Source organism: Paraburkholderia sp. BL10I2N1 (assembly GCF_004361815.1).
Lineage (GTDB): Bacteria > Pseudomonadota > Gammaproteobacteria > Burkholderiales > Burkholderiaceae > Paraburkholderia.
In genome coordinates this window covers 2,144,065-2,162,905 of sequence record NZ_SNWA01000002.1, presented here as the reverse complement: position 1 = coordinate 2,162,905, position 18,841 = coordinate 2,144,065, and the positions used below count along the sequence as shown (strand labels likewise).

General features: G+C 63.7%; 15 protein-coding genes. 10 read left to right on the top strand and 5 right to left on the bottom strand.

Annotated features, from left to right (window positions below; translation table 11 throughout):
• Window positions 1–14 precede the first annotated feature (14 nt).
• Genes treZ through treY form a run of 3 tightly spaced genes read left to right on the top strand, consistent with a single transcriptional unit; the run spans window position 15 to window position 6,960 of the window.
• Complete coding sequence (gene treZ, locus B0G77_RS31850) at window positions 15–1,925, top strand: malto-oligosyltrehalose trehalohydrolase (protein ID WP_133665849.1); 1,911 nt, start codon at window positions 15–17, stop codon at window positions 1,923–1,925.
• Window positions 1,922–4,114 (top strand): 4-alpha-glucanotransferase, encoded by a 2,193-nt coding sequence (gene malQ, locus B0G77_RS31845; RefSeq protein WP_133665848.1) that lies wholly within the window; start codon window positions 1,922–1,924, stop codon window positions 4,112–4,114. Before treZ ends, malQ begins: the two co-directional genes overlap by 4 nt.
• Complete coding sequence (treY, locus tag B0G77_RS31840; RefSeq protein ID WP_133665847.1) at window positions 4,111–6,960, top strand: malto-oligosyltrehalose synthase; 2,850 nt, start codon at window positions 4,111–4,113, stop codon at window positions 6,958–6,960. The genes malQ and treY overlap by 4 nt, the downstream gene beginning before the upstream one ends.
• A 155-nt stretch (window positions 6,961–7,115) precedes the next feature.
• Here treY and B0G77_RS31835 read toward each other — a convergent pair whose 3' ends face one another.
• Complete coding sequence (locus B0G77_RS31835; protein ID WP_133665846.1) at window positions 7,116–7,562, bottom strand: hypothetical protein; 447 nt, start codon at window positions 7,560–7,562, stop codon at window positions 7,116–7,118.
• Between the two features lie 296 nt (window positions 7,563–7,858).
• Between B0G77_RS31835 and B0G77_RS31830 the strand changes: the two genes are divergently transcribed.
• Window positions 7,859–8,107, top strand: coding sequence for a hypothetical protein (locus B0G77_RS31830; protein WP_133665845.1), 249 nt, complete (start codon window positions 7,859–7,861; stop codon window positions 8,105–8,107).
• A gap of 144 nt (window positions 8,108–8,251) precedes the next feature.
• Here the strand turns inward: B0G77_RS31830 and B0G77_RS31825 are convergent, their stop codons facing one another.
• Both B0G77_RS31825 and B0G77_RS31820 read right to left on the bottom strand, forming a co-directional pair.
• Window positions 8,252–10,012: a winged helix-turn-helix domain-containing protein gene (locus B0G77_RS31825; RefSeq protein WP_133665844.1), complete on the bottom strand. Its 1,761-nt coding sequence runs from the start codon at window positions 10,010–10,012 to the stop codon at window positions 8,252–8,254.
• 366 nt (window positions 10,013–10,378) lie between these two features.
• On the bottom strand, window positions 10,379–10,561 hold the full coding sequence (locus B0G77_RS31820; protein WP_208116526.1) for a hypothetical protein: 183 nt from the start codon (window positions 10,559–10,561) through the stop codon (window positions 10,379–10,381).
• 277 nt (window positions 10,562–10,838) lie between these two features.
• On the opposite strand from B0G77_RS31820, the gene B0G77_RS31815 reads away from it, so the two are divergent.
• From B0G77_RS31815 to B0G77_RS31800, 4 genes are all read left to right on the top strand, one after another.
• Window positions 10,839–11,159 (top strand): DUF4148 domain-containing protein, encoded by a 321-nt coding sequence (locus B0G77_RS31815; RefSeq protein ID WP_133665843.1) that lies wholly within the window; start codon window positions 10,839–10,841, stop codon window positions 11,157–11,159.
• Between the two features lie 166 nt (window positions 11,160–11,325).
• Window positions 11,326–12,528 carry an amidohydrolase family protein gene (locus B0G77_RS31810; protein WP_133665842.1) on the top strand — a complete coding sequence of 401 codons (1,203 nt, stop codon included), beginning with the start codon at window positions 11,326–11,328 and terminating at the stop codon, window positions 12,526–12,528.
• A gap of 79 nt (window positions 12,529–12,607) precedes the next feature.
• Window positions 12,608–13,069 carry a RidA family protein gene (locus B0G77_RS31805; RefSeq protein ID WP_133665841.1) on the top strand — a complete coding sequence of 154 codons (462 nt, stop codon included), beginning with the start codon at window positions 12,608–12,610 and terminating at the stop codon, window positions 13,067–13,069.
• Between the two features lie 95 nt (window positions 13,070–13,164).
• Window positions 13,165–13,695: a DUF3455 domain-containing protein gene (locus tag B0G77_RS31800; RefSeq protein ID WP_133665840.1), complete on the top strand. Its 531-nt coding sequence runs from the start codon at window positions 13,165–13,167 to the stop codon at window positions 13,693–13,695.
• Window positions 13,696–13,759: 64 nt separating this feature from the next.
• Here the strand turns inward: B0G77_RS31800 and B0G77_RS31795 are convergent, their stop codons facing one another.
• Both B0G77_RS31795 and B0G77_RS31790 read right to left on the bottom strand, forming a co-directional pair.
• Window positions 13,760–15,907, bottom strand: coding sequence for a phospholipase C, phosphocholine-specific (locus tag B0G77_RS31795; protein ID WP_133665839.1), 2,148 nt, complete (start codon window positions 15,905–15,907; stop codon window positions 13,760–13,762).
• 64 nt (window positions 15,908–15,971) lie between these two features.
• Window positions 15,972–16,313 (bottom strand): hypothetical protein, encoded by a 342-nt coding sequence (locus B0G77_RS31790; RefSeq protein WP_133665838.1) that lies wholly within the window; start codon window positions 16,311–16,313, stop codon window positions 15,972–15,974.
• A gap of 248 nt (window positions 16,314–16,561) precedes the next feature.
• On the opposite strand from B0G77_RS31790, the gene B0G77_RS44755 reads away from it, so the two are divergent.
• Window positions 16,562–16,822 (top strand): hypothetical protein, encoded by a 261-nt coding sequence (locus B0G77_RS44755; protein WP_243751288.1) that lies wholly within the window; start codon window positions 16,562–16,564, stop codon window positions 16,820–16,822.
• Window positions 16,823–16,830: 8 nt separating this feature from the next.
• Window positions 16,831–18,789 carry an amylo-alpha-1,6-glucosidase gene (locus B0G77_RS31780; protein WP_133665837.1) on the top strand — a complete coding sequence of 653 codons (1,959 nt, stop codon included), beginning with the start codon at window positions 16,831–16,833 and terminating at the stop codon, window positions 18,787–18,789.
• Window positions 18,790–18,841: the final 52 nt, after the last annotated feature.

Genomic DNA, 18,841 nt, shown 5'->3' with positions numbered 1-18,841 from the left:
AATGGTGATGAATCATGTCTCAAATTCCTGTCGACCCGCATACGCACCATCATGCGCACTGCCTGCCATTTGGCGCCCAGCTGCTCGGCGCCGGCCGCGCGAAGGCGCGCACGCGCTTTCGCTTCTGGGCGCCATCCTGCAAGGCGGTAACGGTCGAGATCGAGGGTGGGGCGCCGGCTGCATCGGTTGACATGACGTCGACCGGCAATGGCTGGTTCGAAGCGGAGGTCGCGTGCGGCGCGGGCACGCTGTATCGCTACAAACTCGACAACGGGATCATCGTGCCCGATCCCGCCTCGCGCTTTCAACCGCAGGATGTGCATGGTCCGAGCGAAGTGATCGATCCGCGCGCGTACCACTGGCAGCACACGCACTGGCACGGCCGGCCATGGGAAGAGACTGTGTTGTACGAGCTGCATGTCGGCGCGCTGGGCGGCTATGCGGGGGTGATGGAGCGCCTGAAGGCGCTCGTCGAGCTGGGTGTCACCGCCATCGAGCTGATGCCGCTGAACGATTTTCCCGGCAGCCGCAACTGGGGTTACGACGGCGTGCTGCCCTACGCACCCGATTCATCGTACGGCCGGCCGGACGACCTGAAAGCGTTGATCGACACGGCCCACGGTCTCGGCCTGCAGGTGTTTCTCGATGTGGTCTATAACCACTTCGGCCCGGACGGCAACTATCTGCATCAATATGCCAGCCCGTTCTTTCGCGAAGGCACGCATACGCCGTGGGGTCTCGCAATCGATTTCGCGCGTGTCGAAGTCAGTGAATTCTTCTGCGACAACGCGCAATACTGGATCAACGAATACCGCTTCGATGGCCTGCGTCTCGACGCGGTGCACGCAATCGACAACGACGCCTGGCTGCGCGATTTTTCCGATCACGTGCGCGCCTCGGTTCAGCACGGCCGGCATGTGCATCTGGTGCTGGAAAACGAGCGCAACACGGCCAGCCTGCTCGACACGCATTTCACCGCGCAATGGAACGACGACGCGCACAACGCGCTGCACGTGCTCTTGACCACCGAACACGAAGGTTACTATCGCGCGTACGCCGACCGGCCGATCGAGCGTCTTGCGCGCGTGCTCGGCGAAGGCTTCGGCTATCAGGGCGACCCGTCGCCGATTCACGACGGCCGGCCGCGCGGCGAGCCCAGTGGCCATCTGCCGCCGACGTCGTTCGTGATGTTCCTGCAGAATCACGACCAGATCGGCAATCGTGCGCTCGGTGAGCGGCTCCGTTCGCTGTGTCCGCCCGACGCGCTGCGCGCCGCGACAGGTCTGTTGCTGCTGTCTGCGCAGATCCCGCTGCTGTTCATGGAAGAAGAATACGGTTCGGAGCAGCCGTTCCTGTTCTTTACCGACTATACGGGCGAACTCGCCGACGCCGTACGCGAAGGACGCCGGCGCGAGTTCGCGCGCTTCTCCGCATTCAGCGATGAGAGCCGTCGCGCGCACATTCCCGATCCGAACGATGCGCGAACGTTTGCGTCATCGTCGCCACCGAGGGCAACAGAGCCTGCGCCCGATGCAGACGAAAGGCTCGAATGGATGCACTTCTATAAATCGGCGCTCGCCGTGCGCGGAAAACTGATCACACCGCGCCTTGCCCACGCGAAACCGCTCGGCGCGAACGTGCTGTCCGCGCGAAATGGCGCACACGCCGATGCGCTCGTCGCACGCTGGCGGCTCGGCGACGGCCAGACCCTTTCGATCGCGCTCAACCTGTCGAGCAACAGTGTGCCGCTGGTGGAAACGCCCGTCGGCAAGGTTGTCTTCGAAACACCGCCGCGGGTACGCGATTCCATTGCAGCCGGGGAATTGCCGTCGTTCTCGTTCGTCGCATGGCTGACGGGCGACATCAGCGAATACGCGATTGGGCATGATGCGCGCAAGGTCGCCAAACGGGAGCCCCACGCGTGAACGCCTCCAGACGATCCGGCGATGCGGTCGAAAGCCTCGCTGTGCGTGCGGGTTTCGAAGTCGAGTGGCACAACGCGCACGGCGAGATAGAACGTGTCCCCGAGCGCACGCTCACCACACTGCTCGAACGCATGGGCCTGCCATGCAGCAACCCGGCGCAGCTCAGACATAGCGTGACCATGCTCGACGCCGAAACCTCGGGACGCCGGCTCCCGCCGCTGATGACGGCCGAATGCGAACGCGGCATCGCCCTGCCTGCCGCGGCGGTGAAATCGGGTAGCCGCTACCGGATCGAACTCGAAAGCGGCTCGTTGATCGACGGCCGGTTCACGGCCCCCAAAGGCGAAGCAGCGTTGCTGTCACCGATCAGCGAAACGGGTTATCACACGCTCGTCATCAATGAACAGCGCGTCACACTCGCTGTTGCTCCCGCGCGCGGTTATACCGTCGCCGATGCATGGCGCGCCCTGCACGAAGATGCCGCCGGCACGCCGCCTCTATGGGGCATTGCGGCTCAGCTCTACGGGCTGCGCCGCGTGGGCGATGGCGGTATCGGCGACTATTCGGCGCTCGCGACACTGGCGACCGAAAGCGCAAGACGCGGCGCGCATGCGCTCGCGATCAGCCCGACCCACGCGATGTTCAGCGCACAGCCGCAGCGCTTCAGTCCGTATTCGCCATCGTCGCGCCTATGGCTGAACGTCACGCACATCGATCCCGCTGCCGTGTTCGGCACAGAAGCCGTGCACGCAGCACTGGAAGCGGCGCACGCAAGCGAAGCGTGGTCCCGGCTCGAAAGGTTGCCGCTGATCGACTGGCCCCAGGCTGTGCCGCTGAAACTCAAGGTGTTGCGCACGCTGTTCGAGCAGTTCTGTGTCCACGACCGCGCTCAGGACCTGCCGCGCGCGCTCGAATTTCACGGCTTCTGCACGCGAGGCGGACGCGCACTCGAAGATCACGCACGCTTCGAAGCATTGCAGGCCGCCCAGCTCGCGCAAGCGGAAGGCGACGGCCACTGGCGCAACTGGCCTGAAGCTTTGCGCGACCCGCGCAGTTGCGAGGTCGACGCGTTTGCGCTCGAGCATCGTCATGAAGTCGAATTTCATCTGTTCCTGCAATGGCTCGCGGCGAAGGGACTGTCGCACGCGCACCATGCGGCCCGCGATGCCGGGATGGCAGTCGGCCTGATCGCCGACCTCGCAGTGGGTTGCGACAGTGCCGGGAGTCACGCGTGGTCGTATCGCGACGAGATGCTGACGGGCGTATCGGTCGGCGCGCCGCCTGACCTGTTCAATCAGGCCGGTCAGGCGTGGGGCCTCACCACCTTCTCTCCGCGCGCGATGCGCACGCAGGGTTTCGCCGCGTTCATCGACATGCTGCGCGCGGCGTTTGTCCACGCGGGCGGCGTACGCATCGATCACATCCTCGGCCTGCGACGCCTGTGGCTCGTGCCGGAAGGCGAGCCCGCCCGCAACGGCGCGTATCTGCGCTATCCGCTCGACGACCTGCTGCGCCTGATCGCCCTCGAATCGTGGCGGCATCGTTCGATCGTCATTGGTGAAGATCTCGGCACAGTGCCCATGGGCTTCCGCGAGCGCCTCTTCGAACATGGGCTCGCCGGCATCCGCGTGCTATGGTTCGAACGCAGCGGCTCGGGCGAAGGGTTCAAGGCCCCGCGGGATTGGGACCGTGATGTGGTGTCGACGACCACGACGCACGATCTGCCGACCGTCACCGGCTGGTGGCGTGGCGAGGATATCGACTGGCGCAACCGCATCGGACAGACAGCCTTGCGTGCCGACGGCCGCGATCATGTGGCGCTCGCTCACGCGGAACGCGCCGCTGATCGCGATGCGCTGTGGCGGGCCTTTCAGCAGGCCGGCGTCGCCGCAGCCGATGTGCCCGCGCCTTCGACAGACAATGCACCGGTCGATGAAGCGCTGGCGTTTGTGGCGGCGACACCCGCTACGCTCGTCACGTTCCCGCTGGAAGACCTGCTCGGCCTTGCGGATTCGCCGAACCTGCCCGGCTCGATCGATGAACATCCGAACTGGCGCCGCCGCGTCGCACAGAGCGTAGACGAACTGTTTCTCGACGCAACCTTCTGCGACCGCCTGCTCGCGGTCGGCGAGATGCGCGCCCCTTCTTCCGCCGCTTCTTCATCCTCTCGATCGCCCCACACGCCATGACCGTCCCACGCGCCACGCTCAGACTTCAGTTTCACAAGGACTTCACGTTCGACGATGCACTCGCGCACGTCGGGTACTTCGCTGCGCTCGGAATCAGTCATCTGTACGCGTCGCCGGTCACGACAGCCGAACCCGGTTCGACACACGGCTATGACACGGTCGATTACAGCAGGGTCAGCGCTGAACTGGGCGGCGAGGCGGGCCTCAAGCGTCTGGTCGAAAAGTTGCACGCACACGGCATGGGGTTGATTGTCGACGTGGTGCCGAATCACATGGGCGTCGGCGGCTCGCACAATGCCTGGTGGCTCGACATCCTCGAATGGGGACGGCATAGCGCGTATGCGCGGCACTTCGATGTCGACTGGCATTCGCCGGATCCGGCCTTGCGCGGCAAGGTGCTCGCGCCGGTGCTCGGCGCATCGTACGGTGACGAACTCGCCGCGGGCCAGATCGCGCTGCGCTTTTCGGCAGACAGCGGGCGTTTCGTCATCGCGTACCACGATCATGTTTTCCCGGTCTGCCCGATCGAGTACGCGAACATCCTGAAGGGTGCGGACCGCGCCGATCTCAGCGCGCTCGGCGAACACTTCGAAGGGCTGACCACCCAGCCCGCCGATCAGCCGCGCGCGGCTGAAGCCCGCGCGGTGCTGCGTGAGTTCGTCGCACAGAACGGCGCGCCGGCCATCGAGCTCGCTCTGGAAACTTTCGATCCCCGCGACCCGGTCACGCGCGACCGTCTGCATCGTTTGCTCGAACGGCAGCACTACCGGCTGGCCTGGTGGCGCACGGCCGCCGATGAAGTGAACTGGCGGCGCTTCTTCGACATCAGCGCACTCGCGGGCTTACGTGTCGAGCGTCTGGAGGTGTTCGACGCGGTCCATGCGCTGATTTTCCGGCTGTATGCAGAAGGAGTAATCGACGGTGTGCGCATCGATCATGTCGATGGGCTCTCCGAGCCGCGCGAATACTGTCAGCGCCTGCGTCAGCGGTTGAGCGAATTGCGCGAAGGCAATCCGTATTTCGTCGTCGAGAAAATCCTTGGGCGCGGCGAACCTTTGCGCGACGACTGGCCCGTCGACGGCACGACCGGCTATGACTTCATGAATGACGTCGGCGCGCTGCTGCACGATCCGGCTGGCGCGGAAACACTGGCGGCGACGTGGTCGGAACTGACCGGCCGCAGTGCGTCGTTCGCCGATGAAGCCTTGCAGGCGCGGCGCAAGATCCTCGCGGAGAACCTGCCCGCGGAACTGGATCGCGCAGCCCGTGCGTTGCATCGCATCGCACGCGATCAGCTCTCGACGCGCGACCTCACCTTCACGGCGATCCGTCGTGTGCTTGGCGAACTCGTCGCGCATTTTCCGGTGTATCGCATCTATCCGCAGAACGGCATGCGCAGCGAGGTCGATAACCTCTACTTCGGACAGGCCTTCGATGCCGCGAAGCAGGCCCTGTCACTCGCCGATCACGGGATACTGGAGCGGATCAGCGAGTGGCTGGGCGGCCCGCCCTCCGATGATAGCGGCGCGGGACGGCCACAAGCCGCGCCGCAGTCGCACAACAGCGGCAATACAGCCAACTCCGCGCCCAACCATGCAGGCTCGTCGCGACGCACGGCGCAAACGCTTTTCTCGCAGCTCACCGCGCCGGTTGCCGCCAAGGCCATCGAAGATACAGCGTGCTACCGCTACGGCCGCCTGCTGTCACGCAATGAAGTCGGCGCCGATCCGGGCGAATTCGCGCTGACGGTCGAGCAGTTTCATGCAGGCAACCTCGAACGGGCGCGCCGCTTCCCGCACGCGATGCTGGCCACCGCGACGCACGATCACAAACGCGGCGAAGACGTGCGTGCGCGCCTCGCCGTTCTGAGCGAGATCGCAGAGGACTGGAGCGCGACGTTGCGCGCGTGGTCGACGCTCAACGCACCGCATCGTCGTCATGTAGTTGACGACAACGCTCGCAACTGGGCGCCCGGCCCTGACGCAGAGGCAATGCTGTATCAGACGTTGGTGGGCTGCTGGCCGCCGGGCCTCGCGCCGGATGACGCGAACGGCGTGAAGGCGCTGGCCGAACGCGTCGCACGGTGGCAACTGAAGGCGCTGCGTGAAGCGAAACTGCGCACGAACTGGCTCGCGCCGAATGAGGACTTCGAAACCGCCTGCCGCGATTTTCTGTTCGATATCGTCGCGCCGCAGCGGCGTGACGGCTTCCTGCGCGAACTGCACGCGTTCGTCGAACGGATCAGCCCGGCCGGGGCGATCAACAGCCTGCAGCAGACCGTGCTGCGGCTGGCGTCACCGGGCGTGCCCGATCTGTACCAGGGCACCGAGTTGTGGGATTTCAGCCTGGTCGACCCAGACAACCGGCGACCTGTCGATTTCGCGAGACGCCAGGAATGGCTCGTCGTGACGCCTCCGTCTGAACAGCTTGCAAACTGGCGCGACGGACACGTGAAGCTCGCCGTCGTGCACCGGCTGCTCGCTTTGCGGCAGCTCCAGCCGGCGCTGCTCGGCAATGGCGTGTATCTGCCGCTCAAGGTGCGCGGCCGCCAGGCCGCCCATGTGATCGCGTTCGCGCGCCGTTACGGGAATGCCTACGCCGTCGTGATCGCGACGCGTCTCGCGGCTTCGTTGCTCGACGCGCACAGCGATCTGCCGCTAGTCGATACCGCCCGGTGGGAGGATACGGCCATCGAAATGCCGGAGGCACTCGCCTCACGCGCGCTGTTTGACTGTCTGGGTCATGCCGCGCCCAGGGTCGACGACTCAGGGCTGCTGCATCTGCACGACGCGCTCACGACCATGCCTGTCGCGGTGCTCGTCGAAGAAGGCGTACCGCCCGCATAAGGCTTCTGTCAACTGAGCCCGACCGACCCTGACAGTCTGTCGCCCAACGCTGCGGGCTGCCACGGCCTCGACGCACAGGCAATCCGTCCTGCCACGGCCTCTCGAGCTGCCTTGCCAGGCGCCGCGATAGCCCGGATGCACCTGAGTGACACACGTCAGTGCCCGTTGCAGAACACGGCCGTCAGCACGAGCGGAACGACCGGACGGATGGCGGCGTCGCTGCCCGCCTGACGTGCGCGCGCCTCCACCGTTTCGGAAGGTCCGAAGATGACGACGCCATACGCCGAGTCCCCTACCGGCTGACCGCTGCCCTGTCTGAACATCTCGTCGTCGTGTTGGTATCCGAGAACGGCGTAGACGCGATAACCGAATGCCGTCAGATCGCTGCCGCGCACCGGCCGAAATACATTGACCGAGTTCGCCTCGACGCGCATCGGATTCGGGTCGATATATCGATCATCCAGAAGCGCGGCGACAAATGAATGCGCAGACGATTTGCAGTCGAGCTGCTCATCGAGCGCATGTGCATGACACAGCAATGGGGTGAGACCTGCGGTGATTGCAGCAAGCATGCCACGCGTCTTGAGGGCGGCCCTGGTCATGATGACTGTGCAAAAGGTCCAGACCCGGCTCACCGTATCACGTCTGTAAGAGAATGTCTTTACACCGGCGGGCACGCCCCGCGGCCCGCGGCGATCCACGGGGCGTGTCGGCGTCGCCGCCGCAGCAGCACCGGTTAACGATTTCTTCATGATGCGTCCATCGCAATCTCCGCCGTCTGGTCGCACAATTACAGAAGCGAGTCAGGTTCGACGCCGTGCCCGGTTTCGTTCCGAATCGCCTTTCCGGCCAGCCATCTGTTGACCGTGCCCGCATTCCCTTGCTGGAGTCAATCAACATGAAAACGCTTCGATTCTTAGCGATCTGCGCCGCCGCCCTCTCCTTTGGCCAGGCGTGGGCGCAAGACAAACCCTTGCCAACCAGCACGCCACCGACCACGCAGGACGTCGGCGGCTCCGTTACCGGAACAGCCGGTCAGTCTGGATCCACGATGAAAATGACACAACCGACGTACCAGGATTCCATGCACCAACAGCAATATGGAAATCAAAGTCGCTGGCTGAACAACACCTACCACGGTCGCTGAAATGCCCATCGATGGTGCGTCCCGTCTGCGTCCGTTCGGCCTCGACGCCGAACGGACGCGATAACACCCAACCTTGGGCGGTGCGTGTAAACGCAACGCATGAAAGATGCCAGAGCGCTGCGTACGCCCGGCGCCTCGGCCAGATCAATAACCAATACTCTTTTCGATGCTGCGGAACCTGCCCATCGACCGGTAGCGATGGAACCACGCATTCGTGCGCAGTTCACACAGGCGCGGCGAGCGCTCGGCGCGTGCCGCCTCCAGCCAGTGAAACATCTCGTCCGGCTGCGCGAGCCGCGCATACAGTTCCGCAAAAAGAAACGGCGACGTATAGCGCTTTGCGCGTCTCACCTGCAAGTCCTGCAGATACCATTGAAGAACCCGTTGATAGCCGCCCGAATCCCAAAGTGTGCGAATGGTCTCCGCTCTCGCAAATTCGTTGCACCGCGTCAACGCATCGACAGTGGCTTCGATCGCTTCCTCGTAGCGCCCCTCCACTTCGAATGCTGTCGCCAGCAGCTGACAGATCAGCGGCGAGCGCGAGCCCTGGCTGGTGCTCAGGTACTCCCGGATCACTTCCTCAAACTGGCCCGCCTGCACGAGACCGAATACGCGTGAGCCTTCACACCCCAGCGGATCGACCCGCTCGGCGCGCTCGAACTGTGCCCGGCCTTCCGCGTCCCGTCCGAGGACCAGAAGAAGTCGCGCGTACAGGCGGCTGGTTTCCGCGTGGCTCGGATTGAGCCGCAACGCCTCGAGGAACTCCGCTTCGGCACGGCGCCAGTCCCAGTCATAAAAGTAGTACACACCGGCCAGCGCCTGATGCGCTTCCGGAAGGTTCGCGTCGAGTTCCAGCGCGCGAAACGCCGCCTCGCGCGCTTTCGGGTAGCCCTGCGAAGCCGCGCAGAACCCATGCGTCGCGGTTGCCCCGAAGACATTCGACACGCCGACATACCCAAGCCCGTAAGTCGGATCCCGTTCTATCGCATTCTCGAAGTAGCTGCGCGCGCGAATGAAATCCTCATCGCTCAGGTCGTGATGTGCGGCGAAGCCGGCATCGAAATGCGCGCGACGGGTCCAGAAGTACCGGCCACGCAGGTACGCGTCGTGCGCGACGGGATCAACCGGCAAGCGTCTTGCGAGCCTGTGCCGCTGCTGCTCCGCAAGCGCGGGGGATACTTCCAGGGCGAGCGCCGTACCGACTTCTTTCTGGATTTCCAGCGCGCCTCTTGCCATCGGCTCGTGCGCGCGACTCCAGATCTGCACCTGGTCCACGCAGCGAATCAGTTGCGCCAGTATGCGTACCCTTCCGGCATCCCGCATCAACGAGCCTTCCAGCACGTAGTCGACCGACAGTTCGTGCGCGATTTCCGCAATGCTCTTGCTGACCCGCCGGTAGCGGGCGGCGGTCGTCCTCGCGATGACGAGAATGCGCTCAGGATTGAGCATGCCGAGGTTCGCCGAAGTCTCGTCGGCAAGCGCGTCGCAAAATGTGTTCTGCCCCGAGTCGCCGGTCTGGTTTTCGAACGGCAGAACCAGGACCCGAACGGCTTCCTCCGGAGGGTGCAAAGGCTCCTCGGACGAGGCATTCACGCCGTTCAGGCGATAGCCCTTTCCTTTCACCGTAACCAGATGCTGCGGGTTGGCGGGATCTTCATCCAGCGCCACGCGGATCTTGCGAATCGCAGTATTGATGCTGTTGTCCGTTGCACGAAACGTATTGCCGCCCCATAGCGCCTTAACGATATCGGTGCGCGTGACGAGCTGTCCTGTGCGTGAGGCCATCAGGATCAGCAACTCCATCGGCAGGCGCTCGAGGCGGATTTCCTGGCCCGCGCGCCGCAGTTCGTAACGCTGGATATCGAGTTCACTATCCGCAATCCGCACGAACTCCTGCTTGCTCATTTTCGCTCCCGAAGCAGCGATTCATGGTTCGCTTCAAACATTCCGCCCTCCCTGCCATGCGCACCATGAGTGCTCCCCCGTACTCGCGACGAAAATCGTCCAGCGCTGGCGGGCGGTCATTGCCTCGCTCCGGATCGTAAGCGAATCGTCGATCATGCGACCCTCGATGTCGATGAACGCAGCGAAGATACATCGCGATTCCCTCTGAATATTCTGGACGACAATCGGCTCTTTCCAAAGCCTTTCAGAGCAATCTCTTCGTTGTTCGCCACACCTGCCAACGGGGTCAATGTGCACGCCCTCGGCACGGTATTGGGCGTATGGCGGGGCACGATGGCGCGCCATGGCCACTTGCAAGGCGCCCAGTCAGGTGAGCTTCAGCAACCTATCTGCCAGCACGCCGGGCGCGCTGATCATCGCGTCGTGTCCCGTCCTGATCTCGTCCCACATCCAGCCGTCCTGGGCCCGCACGAAATTGCGGCTTTCCTGCAGCGGTGCATAGACCGGGTTCGTGCACTGGATGTACACCTTCGGCAAAGTGCCGCCCACAGGCCCTTTCAGGACTATCGGATCGTCGAACGTCTTGACGCGGATCTGGACTCATCGCAAAGCGACCCGGGAAAGGCCGCTTTTATAAAGACTCTCCCGCGTTGTGTGCATGATTTATGCAGAAACTCATCCGCTCATATACATTCGAGGTTCCCGTCCACGGCCTTCGTTGTCATGCAACAAGGCAGCGATTCATGAGGGGAAACGACGACTATCGCGGAATACACGCCGCATATGACGTTGCCGTTAAATATCGACAGTCAACTGGAGAATAAAGATGACGCTCTTACCTGCAAAGAAAATGGCTATTCTGCTGGCATCCAGCGCGTTGACCTTCGGAGCGATCGCTCCTGCCATCGCGCAAAGCAGCGGAGCATCCGCTGGCGGCGACACTAACGCTGTCACGCCTGCGTCAGCGGCGAAACCGACCAAGGCGGAGCGCAAGGCCGCGCGCAAACAGGCCCGTGCGAAGAAGAATGCCGAGCTGAAAAAGCTGGAAGAAGCGGGCTACAACCCGGGGCAAAACGATCCGAACTACCCGGCCAATCTGCAGAACGCGCAGAAGAAAGCAGGAATCGGCCAGGCCGCGAGCCAGTAAACGTATGGTGCGAGCGGGCGCATGACGGTCGACGCGCCCGCCTTTTCGTCGCGTTGGCCGCGAAGCGTGTCATCAACTCTGCCTTCGTCCGCTCGCTGCCAGTGTGTCGTGACTGGCGTGGCCCGCGCACGGCGCGCGAGGGTCGCGATACACGCCTGGAGTCCGCATGAAGCAGAGTCTTTTGATCACCGACGTGCGCCTGCCCGACGGCGCCCGCGTCGACATATCGATCGCCGATGGCCACATCGAGGCGATCGGCCCGGCGCTCACCCGCAAACCCGGCATCGTGCACGAGCAAGGTGGCGGGGCGCTGGTACTGCCGGGTTTCGTCGAAGGCCACACGCACCTCGACAAGACCCACTGGGGTATGCGCTGGTATCGCAACGAAGTCGGTGCAAAGCTGACCGACCGGATCGAGAACGAACGCCACTGGCGCGCGAGCACGGCGCACGATGCCGGCGCACAGTCCCTGGCACTCGCACGCGCGTTTCTTCATGCAGGCACCACGCGCCTGCGTACGCACGTCGATATCGACACCCAGGCAGGCCTGCGTCATCTGGAGGGCGTGCTGGCCACGCGCGACACGCTGAGCGACGTCATGGAGATGCAGATCGTCGCGTTCCCGCAGTCGGGCATGCTGATCCGCCCAGGCACCGATACGCTGCTCGAGCGCGCACTGGGCGCGGGGGCGGACGTACTCGGCGCACTCGACCCCGCGCTGATCGACGGCGATCCCGTCGCATCGCTGAACGCCACGTTCGACATCGCGCAACGGTATCAGAAGCCCATCGATATTCATCTCCACGAGCCGGGGGAAATCGGCGCGTTTACGTTGAATCTACTGCTGGACCGCGTCGAAGCGCTCGGCATGGAGGGCCGCGTGGTGGTCAGTCACGCGTTCTGTCTCGGCGCGTTGCCGGAGCGCGCACGCGATGGACTGTTAGCGCGGCTCGCCGACCTGCGCGTGGCCCTGCTGACCACCGCGCCGCCGTCAGTCCCGGTGCCGTCGCTCAAGACGTGCATTGCAAAGGGCGTGACGATCTTCGCGGGAAACGACGGCATACGCGACACCTGGTCGCCCTATGGCACGCCCGATATGCTCGAACGTGCGATGCTGGTCGGCATGCGCTACGACCTGCGGCGCGACGACGATCTGGCCATCGCATTCGATTGCGTCAGCGCCACCGCGGCGCAGGGGTGCGGGTTCACCCGCTATGGGCTGCATGCAGGCGCGCGGGCTGACCTCGTTTTGCTCGACGCGGATACGATTGCCCATGCGGTCGCCGCGCGGCCGCCACGCAGGCTGGTGGTCGCCAACGGAAAGATCGTCGCGCGTAACGGCGAAGGCAGCGAAGGCACCAGCCAGTGACCCCCTGCGGCCAGACTTTTGCAGGGTCCCGCAGAACAAGTGAATTGATAACGCCTTTCAGCAAGGAGACATTCCCGCCATGAGCAAAAGCCTTCAGGATACGCTTGCAGAACTCGGACTCGAACTCCCGGCACCTGTCGGGCCGCTCGGCTCGTACCAGACTGTCGTGGCTTCCGGCGATCAACTGTTCGTATCCGGCCTCGGGCCCTTCAAGGACGGCAAGCCCGTGACCGGCAGGGTCGGCGACGACCTGTCCCTTGTCGACGCACAGCAAGCAGCGCGACTCACGATGTTGATGATCCTCGCGTGTGTACAGCAGGCGTGTGGACTTGAAAAGATCGAGCGTTGCCTGCGCCTGACCGTCTACGTGCGAGCAAAGAAATCGTTCATCGATCATCCGAAGGTTGCCAACGGCGCAAGCGATATCCTGCTATCGCTGTTCGGCCCGGACAGGTTGCCCGCGCGCAGCGCAATCGGCGTTCACACGTTGCCGATGGGCATTCCCGTCGAAATCGACAGCATCTTTCAGTTGAAACGATAGCCGCGTCAGTCGTCCTCCCAAGACGTGTATGCCGCTGCACGCGACGCGCCTGTCAACGCTATGCATCGCACGTGATGCTTCAGCAAGGAGCACTTATGTCGCAAGACTCCAGAAAACGTAGCGCAGCATTTCGCGTTGCCGTTGTCAGCACATGGCTGCTCGCGTCCTGCGCCGCGATGGACCACCCGGCGGTTCCGTCCGCGCTCAAGCCCGCCGATGCGCAGCGCACCGTTGCATCGCTCACTGCATCGGGCGTGCAGATATACGTTTGCAAACGCGACCAGAACAATCAGCTGGCGTGGACATTCAAGTCCCCGCAGGCCGACTTGTATGACGGATCCGGCAAGCTCGTCGTCAAACACTATGCAGGTCCGAGCTGGGAAGCCTCCGATGGCAGCAAGATCACCGGCAAGGTGCTGCAACAGGCTCCGAATACGGGCGAGCCCGGCAGCATTGCGCTCCTGCTGCTGCAGGCGACGAACGCTGGCGGTCCGGGCCTGCTCGGCTCGGTGCGCTACGTGCAACGCCTGAATACGCGCGGTGGCATCGCGCCTCTTCAGCCTTGCACGCAGGAAGGACAGGAAGGCCGGAGCCCCTATCTCGCCGACTACGTATTCCTCGATTGAAGCCGCCGCCTCAGAGCGCGACTGCTCTGAGGCGTGCCCTCGACCTCACTTCAGGCTTCCACGCTCAGACCGCTGCAGTCACCGGTGCGACCGCTGCCGGATCGCTGATGCTCGGCCGCCCTGTTTCGACGTGACCCGCGAGCCGGCGAACGAAGGCGCCGTCGTCGTTGCTGGTGACCGTGAGGTCGTACCAGTGATGACTCGCCGCGAGAATCCACGGCTCGTCGGCCTGGCCTCCCGGCGGCACGACCACCGGGCGCGGATGCGCACCATAAGCATTGTCGGCAACGGAAAGTCGCGCGGGACCCTCGCCGCGATTCGTGAACCGAAGGAACACGTTCCCGTTGGCGACATCGTAGTGCACCCTGACCTCGGGCAGCGCCGGCTTGTCGTGTCCGCTCCTGCCAGGCGCCTGGGTCGGCGCCTGGCTCGGGGCGTTGCCAGCAAACTGCCGGACGAAACCATTCGGCCCGTACACGGTGAACGCATAGATACCGCTGGTAGACGTCAGATCGAACGTCTCCTTCAACGACTTGCCTGCCTCGACGGTATAGCGCCACGGCCCATCGCTGCGATTCGTCGCGTACACATAGAAGTGCGCACCCTGATCGCCGGTGTTGCCGAATTCGATCACCAAGCTGTTCTGCTTCCCGTCGATGCGTCCGTTCGCATGCAGCTCGTACGGCAACGGACGCGCGAAGCGGATCCCTGATTCCTGCGGATCGATCGGGCCCGGCGTCGCGGGAACGGCCGGCGCAGGCTGCGTCGCGCACTGGTTGTCGGCGATGCTCTTGTAGTTGCTGGTATCCGGCAGCGACGGCATTTGCGCGTCGGGCGTGCGGAAGTCGAACGCCGAAATCAGATCGCCGCACACCGCACGACGCCACGCCGTAATGTTCGGCTCGTGCACGCCGAAGCGCGTTTCGATGAAGCGGATCACCGACGTGTGGTCGAACACCTGCGAGCAAACGAAACCGCCCTTGCTCCACGGCGACACTATCGTCATCGGCACGCGCGGCCCGAGACCGTATGGCAGGTTGTCGACGGTGTAGCTGCCGCCGCGGCCAGGATTCACGACGTTGTGGATCTCACCTTCGGTGGTAACCGTCGACAGGCCCTGTGCACGCGAAGTCGCCGGCTGTGGCGGCACGATGTGGTCGAAGAAGCCGTCGTTCTCGTCGTACATGATGAACAACACCGTCTTGCTCCAGACCTCGGGGTTCGCGGTAAGCGCATCGAGAATCTGCGACGTATATTCCGCCCCGTACGCCGGCGTGTACTTCGGATGCTCGGAATAGGCAGCCGGCGGGCACAGCCACGAGACTTGCGGCAGCTTGCCGGCGAGCACATCGGCCTTCAGGTCGTCGATCGTACGCACTGTCTGCGCGCGTTCATACAGGGGTGAGCCTGGCTGGGCGTTGATGAAGTTCGTGAAGTTCTGCAGGATGTTGGTGCCGTAGTTGCCATTCAGTGGATCTGCACCCGTCAGGCCCTGCTGGTAGATCTGCCACGAAATGCCCGCCGCCTGCAGTCGCTCCGGGTACGTCGTCCACGATAGCAACTGCCAGGTCGGCGGCCCGTCGCCGTCGACGTAATCGTTATTGTCGAGCAGCGGGCCGCCCAGCTTGCCGGTGGGGTCGACCATACCGGTCATCAGATACGAGCGGTTCGGGTGCGTTGGCCCCGGCAGCGAGCAGAAGTAAGCGTCGCACACGGTGAAGGCATCGGCGAGCGCGTAGTGGAAGGGGATGTCGCTACGCAGGTGATAGCCCATCGTCATGTCGGTCTTGTTCGCAGGCCACTGGTCGTAGCGGCCCGCGTCGATCGCGGCGTGAGTCTTGTACCAGGTGTGATCCAGATCGCCGACACACTGCGCGCTCGTGGTCTGTGTGTTCAGGTGGAACGGCAGCACCGGCTTCGTCGCATCTTCCTTCGACGGCTGATACCACACCGGCTTGCCGCCTGGCAGCGGAATCGGGAAGCGGTCGTTATAGCCGCGCACGCCGCGCAGATGGCCCATGTAGTGGTCGAACGAGCGGTTCTCCTGCATGAACACGACGATGTGCTCGACATCGCGGATCGTTCCGGTGCGCGACGCCGCGGGCACGGCAAGCGCGTTTCTGATCGATTCGGGAAATGCAGTCAGCGCGGCGGCTGCGCCGGCAGACGACGCTATGGTTTGCAGGAAACGGCGACGGCTATTCGAGGTCATTTCTTATCACCTTCTTCTGGAGAAAAGGATAGCGCGATCGAGGCACGCGCATCGGCTGGCCGGGTCAGTTGCTGTTTTCGCCCGGCGCGTAGTGCATCACGGGGGCGATCTGCCGGCTGTCGGCGGCAAGGCTCGCCTGCACACCGGTGACGGCGCCTCCGGACGCGGCGTCGGCGGCTGTCGCCGGATCGGCCGGAGCGGCGGAGGGTGCTGCCGTGCTTGCGGCAAGCGAATTCGTAAGCGCAGGGGCACCCGAAGGGCTCACAGCCTGCGACACCGGTATCGAACTGGTTTGCGCGGCGTTGTTGCCCGCAGCCGTGTCGTCTGGACCGCAGGCAGTTAGCGCAACCGTTGCAGTTGCAACGAGTAAGGCCGTCAGCGTGGAGGAGATGGCGTATCCGGTCATTGGCGTGTCCCGTTCTTCAATCAACTCGACGATGGCGGTCCACTGGAGATTGCGCCGCCCGTTACTGGGACGCAGTCTCCATCCTTACGAAGAAAAAATTGTGAAACGTTTGCGAGAAGGCGAATATTCGTCTTTCGTTCGCTTCCAGCAAGTTAAAAGGAAGCATCATGAAACAAACGCGCTGATGGCGAACTCGATAGAATCGAACTCTGCGCGACCGATGACGTCCACCCTGGATGACAACTTCGATGAGCAATGACGCAACGGTGACACAGGCGCTGATGTCACGCCGCTCAATACGCGCGCGCCTTCCCGATCCGGTTGACGAGGCGACGCTGCAGCAGATCTTCAACCGCAATCACCGCATCATCGGTGAACACCTGCGATTGCCGGAGGATGAGATGGTCGTGTGCGGGATGAGCCTCGGCTACGCCGATCTGTCGCAACCGGAAAATGCGCCCGTCAGCCAACGCGAAGACGTCGACGACTTCGTACAATTCGTTCGCTGAGTGTATTCATGACGCGCGTTGAGATACCCTTCGACGCAAGCCGCCTCGAAGACGAGTGGCTCGAAGCGGACGGCCTCGGCGGCTTCGCGTCGGGCACTGTCGGCACGGCACGCACGCGCCGGTATCACGCACTGCTGCTCGCAGCCACCCGGCCGCCGGCTGGACGCGTCGTGCTTGTCAACGGCGTCGAAGCCTGGCTGGAGCGCGATGGCAAGCGCTATCCGCTGACCATGCAGCGCTACGCACCCGATGTGATCTTTCCCGATGTGTCCGGCAGCCTGCTGGACTTCGATACGACACCGTGGCCGACATGGCGCTTCTTGATCGACGCTCGCACGGTGCTCACGGCCGAAGTGTTCGTTTCGAAAGCGAGCGGCGAGACGGTGCTGCGCTGGCGCCTGCAGCAGAACGACGGAATATCTGGCGATTTCGCGCTGAAGGTGCGGCCCTTGTTATCCGGCCGCGACTATCACGCGTTGCACCACGAGAATCCCGCGTTCAACTTCAACGTCAGCGCCGATCCCGACGTGCAAGCGGATTCGACGCGGTTTAGCTGGCAACCATACGGCGATCTGCCTTCGATCCACGTATCGACCAACGGCACTTACACGCACGCGCCCGACTGGTACCGCAACTTCTGCTACGTTCACGAACGCGAGCGCGGACTCGATTTCACCGAAGACCTCGCTACGCCCGGTGTGTTCTCGTTCGATCTTGCAAACGGCGAGGCGCTGATGATCCTGAGCGCCGGGACAACAAGCGCAAAACGCGCAGGCGAGCGCGCAGGCGAACTCATCGACAGCGAGCAAAGACGCCGCGCAGCGTTCGGCTCGCGACTGCAACGTTCAGCGGACGCATACGTCGTATCGCGCAACGCGGGCCGCACGATCGTCGCCGGGTATCCGTGGTTCACCGACTGGGGACGCGACACGTTCATCGCGATGCGCGGGTTGTTGATCGCATCGGAACGTCTCGCAGACGCGGAATCGATTCTGCTCGAATGGACGGGCACGCTGTCCGAAGGCATGCTGCCTAACCGCTTTCCCGATTACGGCAGCGCGCCGGAATACAACTCCGTCGATGCGTCGCTGTGGTTCGCCGTCGCTGTGCACGATTATCTCGCGACGGGACATGCCTCGAGCGCAACGCGGACGCGCCTGCAACAAACCGTCGACGCCATTCTCAGGGGCTATGCGCGCGGTACACGCTTTGGCATCGTCGCGGACGCTGACGGCCTGCTGCGCGCCGGCGTGCCTGGCGTGCAGCTTACATGGATGGATGCAAAGACCGGTGACTGGGTTGTGACACCACGCATCGGCAAGCCGGTCGAGGTTCAGGCGCTGTGGATCAACGCGTTGCGCATTGCCGCGCAATGGGACACACAGTGGCGAGACATCGAACACCAGGCTACGCGGTCGTTCAGAACGCGCTTCATCGATCCGTCCACGGGCGCGCTGTTCGACGTCGTCGATGTCGATCATGTGGCGGGAACAGTCGATCGTTCCCTTCGGCCGAACCAGATATTTGCGGTCGGCGGATTGCCTTTCGCGCTACTCGAAGGTGCGCCGGCGCGCGCCGTCGTCGATCAGATTCAGGCGCATCTGCTCACGCCGCCCGGTTTGCGCACGCTCGCACCCTCCGATCCGGCCTATCGCGGGCGCTATAGCGGCGGCCCGCTCGAACGCGACGGGGCCTATCATCAGGGCACCGTGTGGCCGTGGCTGCTTGGGCCGTTCGTCGAGGCATGGCTGCGCGTGCACGGCATGAACAGCGTTAGCCGTGCCGAAGCCCACGCAGGTTTTCTTGCGCCACTGCACGCGCATCTCGATCACGCGGGCCTCGACCACCTGTCCGAAGTCGCCGACGGCGACGCACCGCACACGCCAGGCGGCACGCCCTTCCAGGCGTGGTCGCTCGGCGAGTTGATGCGGTTGGAAAAACTGCTTGCCGGCAACAGCCAGGGGTAGCGCAAACCGCGCTACGATATGGGTCTGACCGCCCAGGCCAAAGCAAAAGGAC